The sequence below is a fragment of the Acinetobacter sp. 1000160 genome (assembly GCF_000588715.1).
Classification (GTDB): Bacteria; Pseudomonadota; Gammaproteobacteria; order Pseudomonadales; family Moraxellaceae; genus Acinetobacter; species Acinetobacter courvalinii.
This window is the reverse complement of the sequence record NZ_JFWP02000002.1, coordinates 185,480-209,238: the sequence shown is the minus strand read 5'-3', so window position 1 is coordinate 209,238 and position 23,759 is coordinate 185,480. Positions and strand designations below refer to the sequence as shown.

Below are 23,759 nucleotides of genomic sequence, written 5' to 3'. Positions count from 1 at the left end.
CCCCCCCCTTTATATAATTTCTTCAATTCAAAAATTGGATTCATTTCTACAATGAACCCAAAGCCGCTGTTTTATTTAAAATCACACTGAACATGATATTTCGCGAGCATTTGCATCTCTTTCGATTCTGCAACCTGCTTGATGAGATCCTGTCTGGTCATACTGGCATATTGTGCCGGTAATGATGAGCGATTTTGTTCGATCGCATCCGACATATCCTGAATATAACGCTGATTTATCTGGCAATATTTGGCCTGCTGCTCAGGCGTAAATTGTGAGGTTTGGGGATTCAAGCTGCGTAAAAAACTCCGGATATCCTGTGCATAGCTACTACGAATTTTATCGACTGCATTTACATATTGCTCAACAGAAGCTGCTGAACTCATCCCCACTGCACTTAATGCACAAATTAAAACTAAAATCTTTTTCATAAATGTTCTAAATGCTCAGCCATTGCTTACGCAGGCCATCTTATCTTAATTCAATAAAATTTGGTTTATGCTCAAGAAAAAATTCTTCCTTCGGTGCAGGGATATCACCTTCCGTCACTGTACCCAGACGTAAACGGATGACATTCGGCAAATCAATACGATAAGAATAAAGCGGACTGGCACAGTTTTGACAAAATACACGCGCCTTGTTGGGCGTATGAAAGTATTCTTTCAGTTGCTCACGTCCGGCAATCAGCTCAAATTTACTTTGCTCAAGCGGGCTGTTCCAGCCTGCAATTGCACCTTGAGCCTGCTGGCAATGCATGCAATAACATAAGATGCTGTGTTCAATTTCCCCATGATATTGATACTGCACCGCACCACACAAACATTGCCCTTTGATCATTTTATTTTCCTTGGGATCTTAGCTGGTTTTAGATTTTCATACGCCGTTCATCTTGCATTTGTTTTAGGCGCGAGTCAATTTTGGCCGACATGGCCAGATTTCCTTTTGCCAAGCGCTGGGCATGCAGCATTGATTTAATCGCATTCTCCTCATATCCCGACCAATACTCGGCTTCTGCACGATAGCACAGCACATTAATCGCCTGCAGCGAAGAACTCTTATCCAGATTAGTGGCACGCTGCAATAATTGCCAGCCTTCAATATCTCTTTGGTTCTTATGAATAAAGCGTTGTACCAAAGCTTGTGCCTGCGCGACCTGTCCTTGACGAATCAACACCTCAGCCAGTTTATAAGACAATGCCCGGTTTTCAGGCATGGTTCTTTGTACTGAAACGATACTATTACTGGCCTGCTCTATTTTATTTTGCTCCAGATAAATATCCGTCTGGATCAAAGGAATCAGCACATGATTTTTTAATCTTGATTTAACCAGATCCAGATTTTCCTGAGCCTGCGTATAATCACCGCGCTCTAAATAGAATTTGCTGAGTGCAAGTTGTGCTGCAGTATTGTTCTGGTTGGCCAGTGCCTGTAACTGGATTTCTGTCGCCTGATTAGACACAACCAAGGTATAGAGTTTTAGAATTTCAAAATCGAGATCGTAAATTTTTGATTTAACTTTCGGCAGTTGATTCGCCCGCAATCGTGCTTCGCTCATACGCTCAGTGGTTAAAGGATGGGTAAACCAAAAGTCCGGTAAAAAGCTAACCCGACTGGTTGCACGATGCATGGTTTCAAAATAGTCCGCCATACTTTGCGGATTATAGCCAGCAGCATACATAAACTGCATACCGATACGATCTGCTTCACGTTCCTGATTACGACTATAACTCAGCTGCTTGTCCATTAACGCGGCTTGAGTTCCCAGCATGACCGCCGAACCCGCATTGCTATCTGCCTGAGAGGCAATGGCGGCACCGACAAGAATCCCCGCCAATGCCAGTAAGCCCTGCCCTTTAAATGCTTCTTGTGAACGGCTGTAGTGTCGCTGTGCCACATGCGCGATCTCATGCGCCATAACGCCCGCAATTTCATCCAGATTTTTTGCCGAGATAATCAGACCGGTGTTTAAGGCAAATAAGCCACCCGGCACTGCAAAAGCGTTAATCTGAGGATCTTTCACAATCACCAGCCCAATCGGCTGGCCCAGCTGGGTCTGGCTTAAAATACCTGAGAAAACTTGTAAAAACTGATCTTCCAGCCATGCATCCTGCACGGTTGGCATTTGACGATGGACTTCACGATACACCTTTTCGCCAATAAATTTTTCTTTTTGCTGGTCGAGTAAACCGATACCGCTGCCAATTTCAGGTACTTCCGTTTGCCCAGCCGTCACTGTCGGCAAAAACACCTCTGTATGACTCAATTGAGTTGTGGCCAGTAAGCCACATGCAAGCAGCAACGATCTCAAGGGGTTTCTCTATGATTTTAATAAAGAAATTTAATATAGCACTGAAAAAAGGAGAAATTTGCAACAATGTGTTATAAAAGGCAGAAAAATCCTGCCTTATTTTATGATTTTTGCAAGCAGCTTATTTATTCCGCTGTCATATAACGCTGGTCTACACTGAATTTTTCCGGAAATTTACCTTGAATTCCAGCATAAAAAGCCATGATTTCCGCCATGTCTTTTTCATAATCCCCTGTTGGATAAACAATTTTTCCTACCCCGGTCTTTTTCTTAGCATAGTCCATATAAGCCAAAGCAATCGGCACGCCCGCAGTGGTCGCTACATGATAGAAACCGGTTTTCCATTGTTCCTGTTTTGCTCGTGTTCCTTCAGGGGTCACCAGCATCACCAATTTAGGATGTGTCTTAAACAGATTACTCATGAGCTGAACCATACTTGGGCGCTCCTGACCTTGCTGCTTGACACGACGGTCAATCCCGATTCCGCCCATCGCACGTACAAAAGGACCAAAGGGTAATTTCATATAACTGTCTTTAATGGTGATACGTACATTAACCCCTAAGGCTTTTAGGGCCAGACGTGCATAAAGCGCATCCCAGTTGCTGGTGTGCGGGGCTGCAATCATGACACATTGATCAATATTCAGATCCCAATGATTGTCAATTTCCCAGCCCATTAACCCTAAACTTTGTTCAGCTAATTTCTCAAACACCAGACACCCCAAGACGAAGTCACAAAGGGCGCAAGTGTAGCAATATTCATCAATTTAGAAAGATCGTCCAGTACAATAATCCAGCGATTAAATGCTCAGCATTGTAAGCAATTATTCGAATTTAGGATTGACCAGATAACGTGGTGTACGGCCTTCTAAAGCCTCAATCAGGTTTTGATAAGCAAGATTCACCATCTTCTTGCGTGTCTCTGCGGTTGCCGAGCCCAGATGCGGCACAGTCACGGCATTAGGTAAGTCGAATAAAGGAGAAGTTTGCAAAGGTTCTTTGGTGTAAACATCCAGCCCCGCCGCAAAGATTTTGTTTTGCTGCAAGGCCTCGATCAATGCATTTTCATCGACCACTGAACCACGGGCAATATTGACGAATACTGCATGTTTCTGCATTAAATCGAACTGTTCCGCACCAATCAGGGCTTTAGATTCGGTATTTAAATCAACCGCAACCACAATAAAATCCGACTGTTGTAACAGTTGATCCAGCTCGCGATATTGCGCATTGAAAGCTTGTGCAACTTCAATTTTTTCACGGCGGTTATGGTACAGGATATTCATATTGAAACCATAAAAACCGCGACGGGCAATGGCAGCCCCAATATTTCCCAGACCAATAATACCCAGGGTTTTACCAAAAACATCGACACCAAACTGTTCAGTCGATACGGTCCGTTTCCATTGGCCCTGTTTGGTCCATGCATCCAGATAGGGAATTTGACGTGCCGCACTGAGCAATAAAGTAAAAGCAAGGTCTGCTGTGGTTTCAGTCAATACGTGCGGTGTATTCGCCAGCCAGATTTTTTTCTGATTCAGATAATCGACATCATAGTTGTCGTAGCCCACCGAAACCGTAGAAATCACCTTGAGTTTTTGTGCGGGTGCCAGATTACTTTCATTAAGTAAGCGCCCTGCGCCAATCATAGCATCGGCATCAGCCACTTCTGTTCGAATTTGTTCATTGATATCACCAAGCTTGGGATTTAGTACCACTACTTGATAATCTTGCTGTAACTGTCCGATAACATCCTGGTCGATCTGGCTAAATACAACGACTTTCTTCATTATTAAATTCCGCTCTTTATTGCATGAGCTGCCACAACCGTCTTTTGAGTAAAGGTTGAGCCAGCATTTCTTCCAAACTCGCTAAATGTAATATATTAGAATGCTGGATAAAGTCCAGTTGACCTAAGCATAATATTTTTTTACCAGTGGCGGTTGCATCCAGAAAGCCTTGAATATATGAAGACAGTCCTCGACTTTCCTGAAAAGCCGCCAGAGGAAATGGCCATTTCAGCTCGGCATATTGTCCCAGTCTGGCCTTTTGTATGTTTTGCCATAACTGGCGCTGTGCATCGTTAAGCTGACTGCTTTCCAATAAAATGGCGCAGTTTTCCAGAACATACATTTGCAATTCAAATGCCTGGATCTGGGTGCTAACAACGATCTGTTCTTTTTCAACGACCGCTTCTTTAACTGCAGGTTCTGCAACGACTTCTGCCTGTTGAGGACGTTCAATTTCAGTAACCAGCGCTGTCTGGACAGCTTTGACCTCAATATCTTGAACCATTGGTGCAGGCTCAAACACCCGTGCAGGGGTTTGTTGAAGCTCTTCAAGCACCTGATCCCGCCACAGGCTGGACGCAGTATTTTTTTGACATACGACTTCCCTAGGAATCCAGACATCTATTCCTAAACTTGCCAATATGTTTCTCTGCTGCCCGATCATGCTACCTACTCGTCGTCTCTACTTACAGTCATTTTCGATTCTGTAATGTGCGCTAGTCTAACACAAACCTACCCTGTCTAAATGGCTTCCTTTTGTTCAATCACATTTCTTCTCATGCCATAGAGCGCCAGATAAAAAGAACCGGTTTGATGCTCTGAAGCAAGGTTTCAATCAGAATAGCCCATCGTTCATTCATCGGTTTTCAAGTCTATTTCATCATTTTGTCGCTTTGACTTTTTATTAATGTCGTATCGAATGCTCAAATGAAATGGTTGACTGCATTTATGCTTATTGTTTTTGCGATCGCTGTGATGCTGCTTATTGTGAGCAGTTTTATTTATACGCAACACCCCTTATTTGGTAAAAGTCCCTCTGGCGAACGTTTACAATTAATCGAAAACTCTCCCAATTATCGGCAAGGTCAATTCCGTAATCTGATTGAAAAGTCAGGTATGAGTGAAGGATGTAGCATGGTTGTTGAACTCTATAAAACGTTTATTCAGACCATTCCCCATTGCAATCCAATTGATCCGATTCCTTCGATTAAGACCAATCTAAAAACACTGAATCCCCAACATGATGTCATGGTCTGGTTTGGACATTCCTCGGTATTTATGCAGCTGCAGGGTAAAAAATTCCTGATTGATCCGGTCATGAGCGGCAAAGCCTCACCTTTTCCATGGGGTACACGTGCCTATAAAGGAACCGATATTTATCAGGTTGAAGATTTACCCGATATTGATTATTTACTGATCTCACATGATCACTATGATCATCTGGACTACGACACCATTATCAAACTCAAAGATAAGGTCAAATACGTGATTACCGGTTTAGGGGTTGGAGAACATTTTGAGTATTGGGGCTATCCCAAAGAAAAGCTGATCGAGAGAGATTGGGGTGACCGGATCGAATTTGATGAGGGTATTTGTATTATCACTGAAACTACGCATCACGACTCAAGGCGGGCCTTTGAGGGCGGTAAAAATCTATGGGTATCGTTTGTGATCCAGTCACCAAATAACAAGATTTTCTATACCGGAGATGGCGGTTATGGTCAGCATTTTGCAGCGATCGGCAAAAAATATGGTCCCTTTGATTGGGCCTTGATGGAAAATGGGCAATATGATGCAGCCTGGCGTTCTGTACATTGTCACCCAGATGAAGTCGCTCAAGCAACTGAAGAGCTGAATGCACGCAATATGCTTCCAGTACATCATTCCAAATTTAGCTTAGCCAAACATGCATGGGATGAACCGATTATCCGTATTTCTGAATATTCAAAAACTCGCAATTATCGCCTTGCCACGCCAATGATTGGTGAACTGGTTGAACTTGATAACCAACAGCAAGTCTTTCAAGCCTGGTGGAAAAATATCCGTTAATTTCATCAAGTCATCATGCTCTATTCCAATAGGGTATTTTGTTTCACCTCTAAAAGTTAAAGTCTGTTTTAGTCGTTTGTGGACTTTTTTAGATAAAAAAAAATCGGACAATAGTTGGAACATTGTCCGATTCTGCCAATACGGCAGTAAGGGGATCAAATCATTTAAACAGCCATCTGTTGTGCTTTCAGATGCGCATCTTTCAAGGCATTAGTCTTTAATGCCGAAATATCCAGTCCTTCCGCATAGACAAAATCAACCTCATGAATGCCCATTAGACCCAAGACCGAACGAAGATAAGGTGTCACGGCATCGGTCATTTGCCCAAGATGGATACCCCCGCGACTGCTCATCACAATCGCTTTTACGCCTTCTACCAAGCCTTGTGGATAGGTTTCGGTATAACGGAAGGTATGACGGGCACGCGCTACCAGATCAAACCAGTTTTTCAATTGGGTTGGCACATTCAGATTGTACATCGGTGCACCAATCAACAATAAGTCTGCCGCTTTAAGCTCTACAATCAGCTCATCTGATAGTTGCACGATCTGCTGGACCGTGGCACTGACATTTTCGGCACCACGCAGAGCATGAAAAATCTCGGCATCCAGTACAGGTAAATTCAATGTGGTCAGATCACGAATGATGACTTCATCTTGTATACCGTTTGCTATACGCTGTTTTAAAAATGCATCAATCAAACGGCTAGTCTGTGATTGATCACCCATAATGCTTGATTTCAACACCAATATTTTTGCCATTTTTGTTCTCCATATCTTGATGGAGCTATATTACAATTAATTTTAATCACCAGTCGTGATACTATTTCAATCAATTGATTCCAAAAACTCTACAATAATGCAGACTGAATTAAATACCATTGCGATCTTTGTAGCAGTAGTCGAGGCAGGTAGCTTTAGCAAGGCGGCCGAACAACTGCATCTCACCCGCTCCGCAATAAGTAAAAGTATTGCCCGTCTAGAACAGCGTTTAGGTGTCAATTTATTTAAGCGCACTACCCGCACCCTGAGCTTAACAGCGGAAGGTACATTATTTTATGAACATGGTCAGCGTGCGCTTGCCGAGATAAACAGTGCTGAAAGCTTGTTAGATCAAGGTAAAATCACGGCAACGGGCCTGTTAAGAATCTCAGCGCCAGTGCTGTTTGGACAGCTTTATGTTGCCCCACTCATGGCAGGTTTTGCACAACAGCATGCCGATTTACAGATTGAACTGTCGGTTAATGACCGGACAGTTGACCTGGTTGAAGAGGGTTTTGATCTGGCCATCCGGATTGGAAATCTGCCCGACAGTCATCAACTGGTAGCCAGAAAATTAGGCATGCATCGCATGTTACTGTGCAGCACACCTGAATATCTTCAACGATCAGGGCCTGTCAAGGCGCTGGAAGATTTACAGCGACACACAACTATTGCCTACGCCTCCTCAGGACATCTGCAAAAATGGCAATTACAGGATGAACAGCAACAGCAATATACGGTCAAACCTAAAGCTAAATTTATGCTGAATGACATGCAAGCAATCAAGGATACGGTGTTATCGCATTATGGTATCGCATGGTTACCGGACTGGCTCATCCATAAAGAACTGCAAGAGGGTCGTTTAGTTCAGATATTGGCAGAATTTACCAGTGTGCATTTTCCAATTCACGTGGTCTGGCCTGCTTTACCTTACATGCCACTTAAAACGCGTTTGGCGATTGATCATGTGGTGGCGGCTTTACCTCAACAACTGAAAGCTTAAAACCTATGCCCATTCAAAAGCATTTTACCTATGCAGCCGGCTGATGAAGGTGATCGATATCGCAAGGTCGATTCACATGACTCTCAGAAGCTCATCCCAGCGGGTTAAATAACTCGGAGATTTATGGTTCTGAGTCATACGCCATGTTCGTCCATGCGGCGTAATCAAACGTCCTAAAGTCATGGCGTCCCGACCAAATTTCTGATTGATTTCATCAAAGGCCTGTGAGAGATGACGACGGGCAACCAGTTCATCTGTGTCATGGAATAAATCGACGGCATGACTATGTTGCGGAATAATATCCAGCAAGATGACTTCGGCTTTTTTATAACGATGTCCTGCCTGATAAATCCGATCTAAACCTTGCTGGACTGCTTTCATAATCTCCAGACGGTCATCACTATAATCCGCCAGATATACCACGGTAAAAGGGCGATAATAAGTTTCTTGATTAAAACGATTGGTACGAATCCCGACCCCGACCGCTTTACAGAGTAAGTTTTGTTGACGTAAACGCTCCACCGCCCGCAAGGTAAATTCAGTTAATGCTCCGCTTAGGCTATTTTTATCTTCAATCGGCTGCCCAAAAGAACGGCTACTCAGTACCTGCTGACGGTCGGCTATCACGTCTTCAATCTGCAGGCAGGCCAGACCCTGCAACTCCTTTACGGTATTTTCCATCAGTACGGAAAAATATTTTCCCATCATCTTTGGATCAGCTTGCAGCAAGTCTAGCACCGAGTAGACTCCCATTTTTTCCAGACGTTGCCTGATCTTTCGTCCGACACCCCACACTTCTCCTACCGGCATATGTTGCAGCAGGTCTTCAATTACGCATGGGTCTTCTGCAACGATATTACAGACACTATTAAAACAGGCATGGGTTTTGGCCAGATTATTGGCAAGCTTGGCCTGCGTTTTGGAATAACCAATCCCAATACAACACGGCATTCCCAACCATTGTTTTACGGTCCGTAGAATCTGTTGAGCATATTCATTTAAATCATAGCTGTGCTGATAAGCTGTCAATTCTAAAAAGCATTCATCAATCGAATAAATTTCCTGCTCGCATGGATCTACAAAGTTACCCAATATATTCATAAAACGGCGCGACATTTCCGCATACAAGGCATAATTACTTGAAAAGACTTCAACCTGATGTCGGCGAATAATCTCCTCAATCTGAAACACTGGCGCAGCCATCTTGATCCCGAGTTTTTTGGCTTCATAAGAACGCGAAACCACACAACCATCGTTATTGGACAGCACCACAACAGGACGATTTTCCAGTTTTGGATTGAATACCCGCTCACAACTGACATAACAGTTATTCACATCAATCAAGGCAAAAATACGTTGTGGAGGACTCATCCGCTTATCTCATCGGTTTCAGGTTATAAGTCACTACACCCCAGATCAGCAGCTCTTGCCCTTCTGTAATATAAATATCCTGATAGTCAGGATTCTCTGCCTTTAACCAGACTTTTGGCGGGCTAAAGTGATGGTCAACCATTAAACGCTTCACGGTAAAATCATTGTCGATCAAGGCAATCACAATATCACCCGATTTGGCAGACAAACTACGATCGACCACCAGCGGATCATCAATATCAATGCCTGCATCCAGCATTGACAGAGAGTTTGCCTTAACGATAAAGGTGGAATTTTCATTACGAATTAAAAACTGATTTAAATCCAGGGCTTGTTCAATATGGTCTTGGGCAGGCGATGGAAATCCGGCGGCGACGCGTTCTGTTGCCAGTGGAATATGGTAAATTCGATCATTATTGGCCTGTACATTTTGTATTTTCAGCGAGGGCGTCAAATCGGACCGTGTTCCGGTTTTGACATTATTCAGTAACCAGTTTTTGATGAAATCAACCTGAGACTCCGGTACACGGATCACCTTGGTCGGCTCACTGAACTGTGACTTACGTCCAGCATTGGTTCTAGCCCCACCATGTTCAAATTCCGTTTTTTTGGACATATCTCCCCCTTAGCCAACTCTAAAATGCGTTCAAATAATTTAACTTGAAAAAGTTACAAATTCAAGTTGACGCCTCATTAATTTTGCATAACAATAAATCCCATAGATCAGATTTTGGCTTGTTTAACTAAGACAAGGATGTAAAACAAACCAGATTCATATTTTAAATCAATGATTTAAATCTTTTAAAATTCTTTTTAAAAAATTAAGTAATTGATCTGATTCATGAATATATCTGATTACCCGGCAGTTAGGTTTTATTCAAGTATTTTTGATGTGGAGACATGAAAAATGAACAATCAACGTGATGCTATTTTAGGTTATGCAGACGAACAACATGCTTACTTTATTCGTCTAATTGAGAACAATACCGTGCTTGGCAATAGCTATGGACTGTTTTGCGAAAATCCTGACAGTGAAAATGCAGAGCATATTATGACCACACTTTTCCTGAAGAAATCCTTCTGGTTAAATGGCTCAGAATTTAAAGATATTGTAAAAGGTCTTAATCCAATTACCTGATCAATCCACACCAGAAGATAATGTTTATGTTAGACAAGGCCTAGACTTCTCACTCTAGTTAGTCGGCTATTTAAATTACCTCCCAACCCTAGCAGCAAATATTGATACGATAAAAATAGCCATGAAAAACGATAAATTTTTATGATGCGCAACAACACAACCCACTTATTTCAAGATGATAAGTGGGTTTTTTAGATGAGATGATACGGATGTTATTTAAACAAATCGTTGATCATCCACGGGTGCAACCAGTTTATAAATTTTTCCATCTGCTTCATTTTCAAACAGCCAGTCAATATTTGGATGAATAATCTGTCCTTCGACCTCAATATGTTCTACCCGTTTAAAAAACGGAATATCCTGATCTTCGAGATCATTTAACTGGGCCACGACAATAGACTCATTTTCTTCTTGATCTTTTACAATGACTGTAATTTTATCAATCTTATCCATAACAGTTCTCCCAATAATCTTGTTCATAGGACTATGGGAAATTTTCTATAAATTGTCGATAAAATGGTTGTAACAAGAGTTATAAGTATTATAGTTTTATTTTTTAAACTGCTAACTTATTGAAATTAACACCAAAATCAGCTTTTCCGTTAATCTTGAGTTAACTGTCGAGTTACAATGCACAGCATAAACGTTTCAAAATAATTCCACGCATGTCGGGCATTTAATGGGTAAAGATTGACTTGAATAGCCTGCTTCCCCTCACTGTGACACACAGACAATGTAGGCTCCCCTTCACGGAATAGCAAACAACTATTTACTTGCCACAATTTCCGCTACATTTTTAACTTTGGCTTTTTCTACCGGTAATTGTTGCTGACTTTGTTGTGCATCTTTTTTTAACTCAAGATATTCACGTGCATCCTCTCTACGATGAATTCCGCCTAGCTTTAAAGCCTGAGTGCCTACTTCCTCGTTAATGTCAGCTTTTTTTACCGATTGCTTAATCAGCGATTCTTTGCCTTTATCACTCGATGCTGTAGCACTCGCAACAGGCTCTGAACTCGGTAATTGTGCATCAGCAGCACAAGTCAAAGTTGATGCCATAAAAACAATCCCCAAACATAGCGTCTTTTTCATTCTCAAGCCCCATCGATTTTTAATTTTAGTGATGAATATTATCATGTTATGTTGCATTAAATGGCATAAAATTTAGCCGAATATTTTACGCCACCGAAAGCCTGCACATTGTGCTTTTCACACTCTGGTGTTGCCTTTTACCCCTCATTAGCAAAGCCATACTTTAGCTGAATGATGACCAAGAACAATCCAAAAATTTTCCAACTCGTTTTTGTTATTTTAGATTTTTACTTAACCCTATTATGTGGATAGGATTTTCTAGGAAACCCGATAGGTGGAGCACTCTACTTAAACAGAGCTACACGTTATCCAATAAAATCAAATATTCTTGATTTCGTCTGCAAAATCATCACTTCTAAAATATGAAATGATTCTTTCACCGCTATGCTGGTTACGTATATCTAGCACCACATTTGGATCACTCTGAAAGGTAAATTCAGGTGGGATATCGGTATGCAATGGCGCTAAGCGTTTCCCCCCGCCTTCAGTAATTCTTTCGATAAATCCTGCCAGCCATAACACAAATTCGTCCTTATGCTTATAGCTCGGGATCAAACTGATATCCAGAGTCATGCGTCTATCTTTTACAGGTTCTTCAAATCCTTCAACAAAATCAATATAGTTATAGATTAACTTAAGATCTGTATCGACAAGTTCCTTACGGATTTGTTTGATAATCAGATTCAAACAATCTTGTTTATTATCCGTAAACCGATCATTTTCCTTAAATTTTCTATATATATTTTCAGATATTCGTAAATATTGAGGCATTTCTATTTCCTTTAAGATGCAACCTACTATTCTTATTTTGAAATAAAAACTATTTTTACTTTGTAAGGATTGATACCTTACATGTAATTAGTGTAATTTTTGTGCAACATAGACATCATTGTTAACATTCTGGTTACTTGTCTTTTATCTGCTTTTTAATTCGAACCGGTTCAGCATATTTCTAAAACGATTATTCAGTTGCCTGAAAAACTTAAACTTTCTACTTTTTGTTCTTATCTAAGTATTGCCTATAGCTAAAAGATTTTATTCATCTTAGCTTACACATTAAATCCTTGTTATTTAATATTCTTTTAATACAACAAGAATTTCGTTTATCCTTCCAATCTAAGCTCTTTAACGGTTTAATTTAGATATTGAGACATCAATTTCTGCCACATCGACATTCACCAAAAATTTTATAAACAAATTTAGCTGGAGCATCTACCGGATAAACTTGCGTGCTTTTATAATGAAATATACGCCCCTGATCTAGAATAGTCAGAATATTTTTTCTAATTTTTAATATCACTCCTTTTCTAAATATTTTTCTAACCTTTCCAGCCTGTATATCATACTGGCAGAAGTACACAATTTGTCCTGACCTCAGGGTGTCGGGATAAAATCTTTTATACTTCCCGCAAGCTTTACAAATCCATGTAATCATTAAAAAGCTCTACAAATTAAAAATTATTATTATATAAATATATATATTAAAAAAATAACACTTAAACCACTTTAATTTAACATTTAATGCATTTATTCAAGAATCATGATTTTCAACATCTATGCTTATTAAAATATCAGCGATCAATATTTTTATTATTTAAATTTCAGCTTCAATACACTTTTAAAAAATTAATTTTGACAGAAAAAAAATCCCATCATCTTATGATCATGGGATTCTTTATACAGTCGAACAGGTAAACCCTTAAATAAGGCTATTAAAGTTCCTCTATAAATCGATAGATACGACCATCTTTGGGATTCTCATATAGAAGCTCCATATTAGGCAGCAGGATCTCGCCTTCAATTTCAATATGCTCTATTCTTTTGAATAACGGAATTTCCTGCTCATTTGCCTTCCGAATTAAGGCAAGGGCTATATTTTCAGCCTCAAACTGATCCTTTACTTTGATTTTTATATTGTTCATCAAATAACTCCATTTTAAAATTGGAAAAACAGCTAAATAAATTAGAAAATATCATTGCCGAATAAGCTAAAGGCATTGCAAAAAAGGTTAAAATAAAAGCAGCTATTCGTTGCAATTTTTGTTGATTTAACCAAACGATTTTATTAGAAATCAATATAGCTTCGAAAGCAATTCATAAAAAGGCATTACAGTAATCCCTATCAAAAATATTCCTCTGTAATTAAAATAATGATTCAGGATCAACGTTACTATACGTAAAAAGAATAATCCCAATAATAGTAAATAATGCTTTATCTATTTGTTGGACTAGGTGTAAACACAATCCTTGCACTCAACTCCATAAATAAAATGACGCCATAAGCAAATTCCTTTGCTAAGTTTGCAAGCGAATATCGCAAATAAATATAAAGTTTGTCGATCAAAGGGTTGTAACGAAAAATGTAGATATCTTTTAAAATATTAAAAAACAAAAGGTTATAAAATAAAAATAATAAATTAAAACTTTATGCAATCGAAAAAATATGTGATAAACATCACAATTAAAGAATAGCAAAGACATATATCCCAGTTTTATTTCATCCAATTGTTTGATTAATGAAGAAAATTATCCTTATACAATAACCTCCCCCCTACTTCACCCAGTATTTTATCCACTAAAAACCTATTTCACGCTCACAAAAATGATATCCAGATCTTGGGCTGGAATGAAGTTATGCTTGACCATCTGGAACTGGGTTGGGCTGATCTTTTCAACTTTGCCATTCCAACAGAAAGACACCAGCTCGTTATGATCACGCTCAACTGTCAATTTAAATTTTTCTATCGGTTTGGCCCAGTTTGCACCTGTCGTCAGGATATAGCTCAAGGCACTAAACGGTGAATGTTCTGCACTGGCTTTTTTCAAGCCCTGTTTAAATGATTTATCCATACAGAATTGCTGGTTATATTCATCTGGATAGAGCGCGACAGAACCACCGACCAAAGGTTTATATGCATGATAGATTTTAGTCACACTGTTGGCTTTAAAAGTCTGCTTCCAGCTATAGATCACTTGAGATGACCACGGGATCACATCATCTTTATTGAAGCCCGCCAGAATTTTCTGTATCTGTGGCTGCTTACATTGTCTCAATTTATCTTGATAGTATTCATAATCATCGTTATTTCTAGCCCAGGGATTGAGCATATCAACCTGACTAAAGCCACATTGTTGAAATGCCTCGGTGCTATCTATCAGCGGCCACTTCTCATCCCTTTGAATAAAGGTACGTACATGCATTTCAGGTTTTATATGTTGACCATCGACAATAATCTTAAAACTTTTTAACAGTGCTTCGGTATGGGCAAAATCAGCCTCAAAGAAATTATCGATACGCGGTAAGGGAAATAACACGGTTTCAGTAATATCGTGCTTACTTAAATTTTTATAGACATAATCCACCTTGATCAGCTTTTTGCTAATAAATAAATCTTCACTTTGCATGGTTATCTGCGCGTTTTTAAGATACTGAATACCGCCTGTTCCAATATAACCCGTAGAATCATTGGCTAGACTATAAGTTGATGATGAAGCTAAACAGACCAAAACCACTGTCATTTTTTTCATTTTTAACGGCTCTCACGGAACTTGTTATTATGAGATTTTCATTTATTAGAAATCATAGCGGTTATAACGCCACAATGTGAATTTTTTATTGGGATGGATGTGGGGGAAGCAAGGCCAAAAAAATTATGTTTTTCGAGGTGAAATGATGAGGTTTGTATCTGCTATTTTGGGGATGATACTCGCATTTATGTTGTCGATTTTTGCTCAAATGTTGATGTATAAAATGACAGGTCGTTATTACCCTACTGAAACTGCTTCAGGCACATATAGTTACGTGCATTTTGGCGTAATTTTTCTTACGCTTTTATTCGGGTTATTCTTCGGTTGGAAATATTGGAGTAGCAAACGCATTTCATTCCTATGGTTCTTCCCAACTTATTTTGTTGTAATGTATTTATTTCATTGGTACTCAGCAGTATATGCTGGGTATCCATATATTTCATAATATCAAAATGATAAATCATAACGTTTGCCCGCTTTTCCCCTAACAAAGTTTGGAAGTATAAGGACGTTATTTCGGACATCCCATACAGAAATATAAGGAGACCATTTTTTGGGGAAAATTTAGGAAGGCTATGTATACAGCAGATCAGCAAAATTATGTTTAAATATTTCGCAATTTTCTTTGTATAACTTCGCATTATTTTTAATACTTTCATTAGCTCAGCCACTTTTTAAAGAGACGGGTACATTGGCTATGCTACATAAACCGATTTGTCACCCACTTTGTCCTTACCCACTGATTGCACGTTACAACGGTCAAGGCGATAGTGAAAAAGCTGAAAACTTTAGCTGTAAATAAGTCGATTGCAACTAAAAGAGAGCTTATTTAAGCTCTTTTTTATTTTCAAGAATTATGTCCTTGAACAAAGACTAACTGCTGGTGAAAGAGCTAAATTAAAAATCTTCAAAAACTCAGTGTATATTACTGCGGATGATTACTTTTTTACTGCTGATATGAACTATACATTTTCTGATCACAAGCAAGTCGGTGTGGTGTCTACTTTCTCTGAACTGATTAACACTCATTTTCACGGAGAAATGAATGCGCTTTGCTGGCATAGAAATCCGGTTGGAGATTTTAAAGAAATTGTGACTCAGCTTCAGTTAAAAGAAAATGTTACCGAAATTTCGGCAGAAGACCTTTTGGCACTAAACCTTTCAGAACAAGGAAACCTAGCTAGAACAATGATCTTGCAGGATATACAGTTATTGACTGATCTTGGCGCCTTGCCCACTCTTAACTTAATTGAAAGTTACAAGCGCGATGACGAACTGGATTTCATTTCAACAGATGTCTATTCCTATCATGTCGATCGGTCGCCCATCGCAACGGACACATTTTTATGTACCTATCATGGTGCTGCTAGCGAAATCCTGCCCAATGATCAGGTTGAGCAAAAAATTTTAGTCCCGGAAATCAGAGAACAGCTCAGAAAATTACATGACGGGCCAGAAGCTGAATTTGAGCATTTCTTGCAAGAGTACTTTTTTGATTTGCATTATCAAGCCCGACCTGATGCACAACCAGTCAATTTAGGGATCGGACATCTTTGGCGCTTGGCTGTAGATCACCCAACCCAACAGGTCTTGCCTTGTGTTCATCGCGCACCGATTGAAAAAGAAGGCGAATATCGGTTGCTGTTGATTTGTTAGGAGACTAATGCACTAGATTAGACAGCTATTGTGTAAATATAGTGCATTTTTCATTTAAATTATCCAATAAAATCAAATTCTAGCGTGGCATAAAATTTGCTCTAAACATATCCGTTATTTTTTAAAATTCATTAGGATATGTTTTATGTTTAAGCGCTCGCTCCTCTCTTTTGTCATTCTCAGCAGTTTTGTGACATCAACGGTTTACGCAGAAAGTTTTAATATTCTTAAACAGATCTCAAATAAACCTGTCCAGCTAAAAGATGGTGACTATAAAGGCAATTATTATGTGCCTTCGACGTTACAGACCATCACTTGGGGCTATTTACCCAATAAAGATGCCAAGCCTGTTATTGCTGTTCCATCAGGAAGTGTGGTGACCTTTGATACGGTCTCACATGAAGGCTTGTTGGAGGATCAAGGGCGTGATGCAGAAAAATATTTTAAGTCGAAAGGTGTAAAAGCTGAAAATATTCTCGATGAAGCAAAAACAATTACGAAGTCTAATTTAAAACATGATTTTCATCAGGATGGCCCGCATATCGTCACAGGACCTATTGAAATTCAAGGTGCACAACCCGGTGATATTTTAAAAGTCGAAGTCATTAAAGTTGAACCTCGTGTTCCTTACGGCGTTATTTCCAATCGTCATGGTAAAGGAGCGCTGGTGGGTGAATTTCCTAAAAAACCTAAACAAGAAAATGCATCTACTGCTCACCCAGAACGCTATGGGAATGTTTCAGTATTTACCCCGATAGAAAAGAACGCCAAAGGTGAATACGAAGGTGTACTCAAAACAGAGTCAGGAAAAGCAATTCGTTTCCCGCTTTATCCATTCATGGGCATTATGGGAGTAGCGGCCAATACATCTGAGCCTGTCCATTCTGTCCCGCCTGCAATGTATGGTGGTAATATTGATATCAACGAGTTAGGCGCTGGATCAACCATTTACTATCCAATACAAGTTCCCGGTGCGCTGTTCTATACAGGCGATAGCCATTTTTCACAGGGCGATGGTGAAGTTGCGCTGACAGCGCTAGAAGCATCCGCTCGTGCAACCCTTAAATTTACCTTATTAAAAGCAGGCAAAGATAAAATTCCGGGTAAGGAAATTGTGCAGCCTTTGGCAGAGAATGCGGAATTCTGGATTACGCCAGGACTGGATGAGGATTTAGATGAAGCTATGAAAAAGTCGACTCGTGAAGCAATCCGTTTTTTAAATCAGGAATATGGCATTGATGAAGCGCTTGCTTATGCTTATCTAAGTGCAGCCACAGATTTTGAGGTTTCGCAGGTAGTGGATAAAACCAAAGGAATTCACGCCAAAATACGTAAAGCTGATTTTAAAGAATTTAATCAAGCAGCCAAATAATACAGTTAATTCCCTATTCGTAATTTTGCTCAGAGAGTCAGCGTGTATCGCTTGGCTCTTTGAGCTTTATATTTAATTGATAGGATGAAGATAGTATGGAAATTGATACTTCTACTCACGCTATATATTTATTCTCTACAATGACCAGTGGCAATGGAATAAAACACGTTCAATTGGTGAGGAATATCACCCAATATCTTAATAAAAGATACTAGATTGCTCAATAAAAATGATAATTAGTTAACACTTTATTAACATCAGTTCTTATGATTTCTTTTATGATGAGACTTTTCAATAATTGAGAAAACAAATGAAAAAAATCTTATTTATAGCATTAACAATAATTGCGCTAACAGCTTGTTCAAAAGACGCGAATAAACAGACTGAGACCAAACCCACAACTGAAGATAAATCTGTCACAGCACAAACGAGAGCAGAGCAAATGCCTAGCCGAGTTTCATATCTTGAGATTTCTCCAAAAATTCAAAAATGTGATGCTGGAGCAGGACAAATGGATTGCTTACAAGTTAAACAACTTGATTATAAAGATGGGCAAAAAACATATAAGAGCAAAGATTGGGAAAATTTCTATGCAGGAATCGAAGGTTTTACGCATAAGAGCAATGAACAAGTCCTCATTCGTGTTAAAGAATATGACATCCCGAATCCACCCGCTGATGGCTCAAGTATCCGTTATGTCCTAGATGAAGTCATTGAAACGGTTCCTAGCAAATAAAATTTTTAAAATAAAAAGCACTTGGTTTTAGTACCGAGTGCTTTTTATTTTTAAAACCTGAACTGTTTAGTTGGTGGCTCGCCTACATCTTTCTTATATATGATTTAGAATTTTGCTCGCAAAGACAAGGTTACATTACGGGGTTCTCCCCAATACACACCATTATAAAACCCTATTTCCTGATAGTATTTTTTATCAAATAAATTAGTAACTTGAATATTAGCACTCAGATCTTTACTTAATTCATAGCCAATATTGGCGTTTGCCAGAAAATATGCTTCTTGTCGAATAAAACCATCTGTATTCGATGGTGCTCCACCCCATTTGCGCTTTACTTCACTTTGCCAATTTACCCCAAAGCCTACGTTTACCTTATTTGCACCATCCCATAAATCTTCTGGTAATTTAAAGTTGGTATAAACCTTCGCTAAGTTTTGGGGAATAGAGGTAGAAGCGCTTACTTGTTCTGAACTTATGCTGTTTACATAGGTATAACCCGCTGTAATATTCCAATTAGGTGTGATCTGCCCAATAGCTTCGAGTTCAAAACCTTCAATTTTTAACCCCTCACCTGATGCTTTCATTGGGTCAGCACCATCATCTGTTTTAATACCCGCAGCGACTGCTTCACTATCAAGTATGGCAACATTCGATTTTTTAGACCAAAAAGCAGCAGCTGTTGCCAGTAATTGATTATCTAGCAAACTTGCTTTCAAACCTGCTTCATAACTTTTACCAACTTCTGGCTCCAAGAAACTATTATTACGGTCTTTTTGACTACTTGGATTAAACATATCGGTATAACTGGTATAGGCCGTTATAAAATCATTAAGATCATACGTCACTCCAAAGTAAGGCGTAAATGCATCAGCTTTTACATCACTTTTCGTTCCATTCGTCGCTGAATAATCACTATAGCGCCCACCTACAATTAATTTTAATTCATCGGTAACATTGAGTTTTAAAGTGCTATATACCCCATAATTACGTTGTTTGGCATCTTTGGTTGCTGGCGTAACGGTATAATCTGGTTTAATGGTTGCATTGCCATCCCATGTACGCCAATCATTAATCACGCATGTATCACCAATATTATTAGAAGGTAAAGTGACATCATTCACTTTTTTAGTACAGGTCAATTGGCCACTCGCCAAACCATTGAGCTGACCTGAAGGACTATCTGTAGAACGGTCAAAGCCATTAGCACCAATAATAAGTTCATGTTCGCGATTAAATAACTGAAAAGGACCGCTCGCATACAGCTCTAAACTGGTTTTTTTAGATTCTGATGTTGGATAGACTGTTGACCATACTCCTACTCCAGTCCCATCATTTTGATTCGGGAAACCAGAACCGCCATAGGACATCAACCAAAAACTTTTGGATAGTGAATACGCGGCAGCAGCCTTGATCATCCAATTATTATCAAATTTATAGGTCAAATCGGCAAATGCTGTTTTATCTCGTTGACTAATGGTGTTCCAGCTATTTGCCAAGCTAAAATTTCTTGGTAAATTGGCAAGCGAACCATCTTGATTCCAGTAAGGTACTGTTCCCCATGTCGAACCACGAGGCTGATTGTCTTGATACTGGAAGCCAACACTACCCGTTAATTTTTCTGTAATATCGGCTTCTACCATTGCCATTGCAGCCAAAGTTTCTAGAGAGTAGTAATCCATATATGAATCACCCTCAGTTCGGGCTGCCATCACTCGGCTTCTTACACTCCCGTCTGTAGATAATGGAATCGAAACGTCAACTTCATTACGAATTTTATTCCAACGGCTAAATGAAGTTGCTACATTACCCGACAGTTCTTTAGTTGGTCGTTTACGAATCATATTAATGGTTGCAGAAGGATTTCCCGTACTCCCTGTTAAACCCGTCGCACCCTTCACAACCTCAATACGGTCAAAGAAAAAACTATCTACACGTGGACTGTTTTCACCTATTGGCATTCCATCAATTTGTCGATTTGTAATTGCATAACCTCTCGCAAAATAATTTGAACGCTCGCTATCACTTTTAGTGACCGTTACCCCAGGTGTAGCAGCAAGGACATCATCGATAATATTTAGATTTCGCTGTTCTATTTGTTCTCGTGTAATCACACTGACTGATTGAGGTGTTTCTTTTAAAGAAAGTTTAAGCTTGGATGAACTTCGAGATGAGTTCGCTTTAAAACTTTTATTCCCTTCAGTTTTTTCATCTTCTTCTGCAGTAACTTTTATCGTAGGTAAGATTGAAGATGACTCCTTGGCCAAAGGCTGTTCTTCTGCAAGCGCACTGTTTGATAAAACGCCCCACATTAAGATTGACTTTATCACAATATTTAAAGCAGTTTTTCTGATCTGGCTGTCCATAATATTTTAACAAATAAACAAGAATCATTATTATTATCATTTAACCAACAAAAACAAACAAATTTAACTGATTTCTATTATTTATGAGTGATATAAGCAGCTCTTTATGATCCTTTCCATCTCACTAGGCCTGCTTAGCTCAAGTCTTTAACGCCCTTGCTTCAGCAATATTATGCTGTTCCACCAAAGTACGAATGGTATATTCATGACTGCTTTTCTGATCACAGGCAAATTCACATTTCTGATCCAGCGGCAAAGCACTTCCGCCTAATAATGGACATCCTGCAAACAGCTCCGCCACCCAGTCAACAAAAACCCGAACCTTGTGCGATAAATGTCGACTCTGCAAATATACTACCGAAATCGGCATCGGTGCAGGCGTCCATTTGGGTAATACTTCCTTTAAAGTTCCCGCTTCAAAATGATTGGTCAACATATAGCGTGGGCCTTGAATCAGGCCAAAGCCTTGCAGCGCCAAATCGATATAGGCATCGCCATCATTGACAGATACCTGCCCATTAACACTGACACTCTGGATCAGGTCATCGACCACAAAATCCCAGTCAAAATTACGTCCAGTACGGCTGGAGAAGAAATGAATGGCTTGATGATTTTTTTGTAAATCTTCAAGTGTTTTCGGTTCACCATATTTTTCTAAATAGCATGCTGATGCCGCTGTTGCACACTGAAACGTACCAATACGGCGTGCAATGAGACTGGAATCCTGCAATTCCCCCACCCGTATTGCACAATCTACCGCCTCACCCACCAAGTCGACCGGGCGATCATTCATGCCAATGACCAGATCAATATCCGGATAACGTTGATGAAAATCTCTCAACCTTGGAATCAGAATCAAACGACCAATCGACACAGGTACATCAATCCGTAATCGTCCTCGCGGTCCTCGTTCCTCATCATGGAAAGATGCTTCAATATCTTCCACGTCCGCCAAAATTCTCAAGCTACGGTCATAATAGACTGCCCCATCGGGGGTTAGGCTTAGTTTACGCGTGGTTCGATTCAGCAAGCGAACCTGTAAATGTTTTTCTAAAGCCTGAATCGTGGTCGTCACCGATGCACGTGGCAGCCCCAGACTATCCGCAGCCAGACTAAAGCTGTTGGTTTCAACCACTTTATTAAAGACTTTCATTGCATGAAATAGATCCATGGGCCACTCCCATTGATGCATTTTTTGGATTTTATGCATCAATTATTATAAAAATACGAATAGTGTTATCAAATTTAGTATATTTATTCGTAATTGACAAACTTTTATGCTCCTTCCATTCCATAAACCTGTTTCTCCCATACAGACCACAACAAAAAGTCTGAAAACAGGGATTCAAATAACCAGGAGCATCCCATGTCACTTTCCCGCAAGCAGCTGACGCTGTCTGCTGTCATAATTGCCGTTTTTGCAACAGGTGGCAGTTTTATTCTCTTCCAAGAAAATGCAGATGCCAAAGCGACTTCAACAGCAACTGCACCGCCTGCAGCAACCGTTGATGTGGCCCGTGTCGTCAGTCAGACCATTACCGACTGGCAAGAATATTCGGGACGTCTCGAAGCTATCGATCAAGTCGATGTCCGTCCCCAAGTCTCAGGTAAACTGATTGCCGTGCATTTTAAAGATGGCAGTTTAGTAAATAAAGGCGACCTGCTGTTTACCATTGATCCTCGTCCTTTTGAAGCAGAACTGAATCGCGCCAAAGCGCAACTGGCTTCTGCTGAAGCACAAGTCACCTACACCTCAGCAAATCTAGACCGGAACCAGCGTTTAATTCAAAGTAATGCGATTGCCCGTCAAGAACTTGATCAAGCTCAAAATGAAGCCCGCTCAGCCAATGCCAATTTACAGGCAGCCAAAGCCGCAGTGGAAACCGCCCGTTTAAATCTCGAATATACGCGTATTACCGCCCCTGTCAGTGGTCGTATTTCCCGTGCCGAAGTCACGGTGGGTAACGTAGTTTCCGCAGGTAATGGCGCACAGGTGCTGACCAGTTTGGTTTCGGTATCACGTCTGTATGCTTCTTTCGATGTCGATGAACAAACTTATTTAAAATACATCAGCAATCAACGCAATTCAGCCCAAGTTCCTGTCTATTTAGGTCTTGCCAATGAATCTGGTTTTAGCCGTGAAGGTTATATCAGTTCCATCGACAATAATTTAAATACCACCTCAGGCACCATTCGTGTCCGCGCTACCTTTGATAATCCCAAAGGCGTGATGCTTCCCGGACTGTATGCCCGCATTCGTCTGGGTGGAGGACAACCCCGTGCAGCGATTCTGATTAGCCCGACTGCGATTAGTGTCGATCAGGACAAACGTTTTGTGGTGGTGGTCGATGCCAAAAACCAAACTGCGTACCGTGAAGTAAAACTTGGCGCGCAACAAGATGGCCTACAAATCATCAATAGCGGTCTGCAAGTTGGCGACCGTATCGTGGTGAATGGTTTGCAACGTATCCGTCCGGGTGATCCTGTTAGTCCACATCTGGTCCCTATGCCAAATCCTCAAATCATTGCCGATAACACCGTACAACAACCTCAGCCTACAGATAAAACCCCAACTTCGGCAAAAGGTTAATC

Annotated in this window: 23 protein-coding genes and 1 pseudogene; 8 read left to right on the top strand and 16 right to left on the bottom strand. The window is 40.1% G+C overall.

Annotation, left to right across the window (positions count from 1 at the left end):
* Positions 1 to 71: 71 nt before the first annotated feature.
* The 6 genes from J699_RS13960 to J699_RS13985 all read right to left on the bottom strand — a co-directional run bounded on the left by J699_RS13960 (position 72) and on the right by J699_RS13985 (position 4,762).
* A complete protein-coding gene (locus tag J699_RS13960) occupies positions 72 to 431 on the bottom strand; it encodes a hypothetical protein (RefSeq protein ID WP_005231428.1) in 360 nt (119 codons plus the stop codon).
* 40 nt (positions 432 to 471) lie between these two features.
* Positions 472 to 837: a GFA family protein gene (locus tag J699_RS13965; RefSeq protein WP_032866534.1), complete on the bottom strand. Its 366-nt coding sequence runs from the start codon at positions 835 to 837 to the stop codon at positions 472 to 474.
* A 28-nt stretch (positions 838 to 865) separates the two neighbouring features.
* Complete coding sequence (locus tag J699_RS13970) at positions 866 to 2,278, bottom strand: M48 family metalloprotease (RefSeq protein ID WP_416202130.1); 1,413 nt, start codon at positions 2,276 to 2,278, stop codon at positions 866 to 868.
* A gap of 155 nt (positions 2,279 to 2,433) precedes the next feature.
* Entirely contained in the window at positions 2,434 to 3,021 is a 588-nt protein-coding gene (locus tag J699_RS13975) for a 1-acyl-sn-glycerol-3-phosphate acyltransferase (protein ID WP_005231431.1), read from the bottom strand.
* A 111-nt stretch (positions 3,022 to 3,132) separates the two neighbouring features.
* Complete coding sequence (locus J699_RS13980) at positions 3,133 to 4,098, bottom strand: 2-hydroxyacid dehydrogenase (RefSeq protein WP_032866530.1); 966 nt, start codon at positions 4,096 to 4,098, stop codon at positions 3,133 to 3,135.
* 16 nt (positions 4,099 to 4,114) lie between these two features.
* Positions 4,115 to 4,762, bottom strand: coding sequence for a hypothetical protein (locus J699_RS13985; RefSeq protein WP_032866527.1), 648 nt, complete (start codon positions 4,760 to 4,762; stop codon positions 4,115 to 4,117).
* Between the two features lie 284 nt (positions 4,763 to 5,046).
* On the opposite strand from J699_RS13985, the gene J699_RS13990 reads away from it, so the two are divergent.
* Positions 5,047 to 6,147 (top strand): MBL fold metallo-hydrolase, encoded by a 1,101-nt coding sequence (locus tag J699_RS13990; RefSeq protein ID WP_032866523.1) that lies wholly within the window; start codon positions 5,047 to 5,049, stop codon positions 6,145 to 6,147.
* 164 nt (positions 6,148 to 6,311) lie between these two features.
* Here the strand turns inward: J699_RS13990 and J699_RS13995 are convergent, their stop codons facing one another.
* Positions 6,312 to 6,908, bottom strand: a complete 597-nt coding sequence (locus J699_RS13995; RefSeq protein WP_032866521.1) for an FMN-dependent NADH-azoreductase — start codon at positions 6,906 to 6,908, stop codon at positions 6,312 to 6,314.
* A gap of 97 nt (positions 6,909 to 7,005) precedes the next feature.
* On the opposite strand from J699_RS13995, the gene J699_RS14000 reads away from it, so the two are divergent.
* Positions 7,006 to 7,911 (top strand): LysR family transcriptional regulator, encoded by a 906-nt coding sequence (locus J699_RS14000; RefSeq protein ID WP_005231441.1) that lies wholly within the window; start codon positions 7,006 to 7,008, stop codon positions 7,909 to 7,911.
* A gap of 72 nt (positions 7,912 to 7,983) precedes the next feature.
* Here J699_RS14000 and J699_RS14005 read toward each other — a convergent pair whose 3' ends face one another.
* Positions 7,984 to 9,282 (bottom strand): Y-family DNA polymerase, encoded by a 1,299-nt coding sequence (locus J699_RS14005; protein WP_032866518.1) that lies wholly within the window; start codon positions 9,280 to 9,282, stop codon positions 7,984 to 7,986.
* A gap of 4 nt (positions 9,283 to 9,286) precedes the next feature.
* The gene (locus J699_RS14010) at positions 9,287 to 9,898 is read right to left on the bottom strand and encodes a LexA family protein (RefSeq protein ID WP_005231448.1); all 612 of its coding nucleotides are present in this window, start codon (positions 9,896 to 9,898) and stop codon (positions 9,287 to 9,289) included.
* Positions 9,899 to 10,189: 291 nt separating this feature from the next.
* Here J699_RS14010 and J699_RS14015 point away from each other — a divergent pair, with 291 nt between their 5' ends.
* Positions 10,190 to 10,420: a hypothetical protein gene (locus J699_RS14015; RefSeq protein WP_032866516.1), complete on the top strand. Its 231-nt coding sequence runs from the start codon at positions 10,190 to 10,192 to the stop codon at positions 10,418 to 10,420.
* 216 nt (positions 10,421 to 10,636) lie between these two features.
* On the opposite strand, the gene J699_RS14020 is transcribed toward J699_RS14015, so the two are convergent.
* The 5 genes from J699_RS14020 to J699_RS14040 all read right to left on the bottom strand — a co-directional run bounded on the left by J699_RS14020 (position 10,637) and on the right by J699_RS14040 (position 15,040).
* The gene (locus tag J699_RS14020; protein ID WP_032868186.1) at positions 10,637 to 10,864 is read right to left on the bottom strand and encodes a hypothetical protein; all 228 of its coding nucleotides are present in this window, start codon (positions 10,862 to 10,864) and stop codon (positions 10,637 to 10,639) included.
* A 321-nt stretch (positions 10,865 to 11,185) separates the two neighbouring features.
* Complete coding sequence (locus J699_RS14025) at positions 11,186 to 11,479, bottom strand: hypothetical protein (protein ID WP_005231451.1); 294 nt, start codon at positions 11,477 to 11,479, stop codon at positions 11,186 to 11,188.
* A 351-nt stretch (positions 11,480 to 11,830) separates the two neighbouring features.
* Positions 11,831 to 12,283, bottom strand: a complete 453-nt coding sequence (locus tag J699_RS14030) for a hypothetical protein (protein WP_032866512.1) — start codon at positions 12,281 to 12,283, stop codon at positions 11,831 to 11,833.
* A gap of 941 nt (positions 12,284 to 13,224) precedes the next feature.
* On the bottom strand, positions 13,225 to 13,434 hold the full coding sequence (locus J699_RS14035) for a hypothetical protein (protein ID WP_005231455.1): 210 nt from the start codon (positions 13,432 to 13,434) through the stop codon (positions 13,225 to 13,227).
* A gap of 661 nt (positions 13,435 to 14,095) precedes the next feature.
* Positions 14,096 to 15,040 carry a DUF4424 family protein gene (locus J699_RS14040; RefSeq protein ID WP_032866508.1) on the bottom strand — a complete coding sequence of 315 codons (945 nt, stop codon included), beginning with the start codon at positions 15,038 to 15,040 and terminating at the stop codon, positions 14,096 to 14,098.
* 721 nt (positions 15,041 to 15,761) lie between these two features.
* Here J699_RS14040 and J699_RS19930 point away from each other — a divergent pair.
* From J699_RS19930 to J699_RS14055, 4 genes and pseudogenes are all read left to right on the top strand, one after another.
* Positions 15,762 to 15,842, top strand: a pseudogene (locus tag J699_RS19930) (hypothetical protein); the annotation flags it as partial.
* Positions 15,843 to 15,997: 155 nt separating this feature from the next.
* Positions 15,998 to 16,696 (top strand): DUF1826 domain-containing protein, encoded by a 699-nt coding sequence (locus J699_RS14045; protein WP_032868180.1) that lies wholly within the window; start codon positions 15,998 to 16,000, stop codon positions 16,694 to 16,696.
* Positions 16,697 to 16,841: 145 nt separating this feature from the next.
* On the top strand, positions 16,842 to 18,068 hold the full coding sequence (locus J699_RS14050) for an acetamidase/formamidase family protein (RefSeq protein WP_005231477.1): 1,227 nt from the start codon (positions 16,842 to 16,844) through the stop codon (positions 18,066 to 18,068).
* 310 nt (positions 18,069 to 18,378) lie between these two features.
* Complete coding sequence (locus J699_RS14055; protein ID WP_032866506.1) at positions 18,379 to 18,804, top strand: DUF4377 domain-containing protein; 426 nt, start codon at positions 18,379 to 18,381, stop codon at positions 18,802 to 18,804.
* Between the two features lie 104 nt (positions 18,805 to 18,908).
* Here J699_RS14055 and J699_RS14060 read toward each other — a convergent pair whose 3' ends face one another.
* Together J699_RS14060 and J699_RS14065 are read right to left on the bottom strand one after the other, a co-directional pair.
* Positions 18,909 to 21,167: a TonB-dependent siderophore receptor gene (locus tag J699_RS14060; protein WP_032866504.1), complete on the bottom strand. Its 2,259-nt coding sequence runs from the start codon at positions 21,165 to 21,167 to the stop codon at positions 18,909 to 18,911.
* A gap of 139 nt (positions 21,168 to 21,306) precedes the next feature.
* On the bottom strand, positions 21,307 to 22,338 hold the full coding sequence (locus J699_RS14065) for a LysR family transcriptional regulator (protein WP_032868171.1): 1,032 nt from the start codon (positions 22,336 to 22,338) through the stop codon (positions 21,307 to 21,309).
* Between the two features lie 195 nt (positions 22,339 to 22,533).
* Between J699_RS14065 and J699_RS14070 the strand changes: the two genes are divergently transcribed.
* Positions 22,534 to 23,757 (top strand): efflux RND transporter periplasmic adaptor subunit, encoded by a 1,224-nt coding sequence (locus J699_RS14070; protein WP_032866502.1) that lies wholly within the window; start codon positions 22,534 to 22,536, stop codon positions 23,755 to 23,757.
* The last annotated feature ends 2 nt before the right edge of the window (positions 23,758 to 23,759 follow it).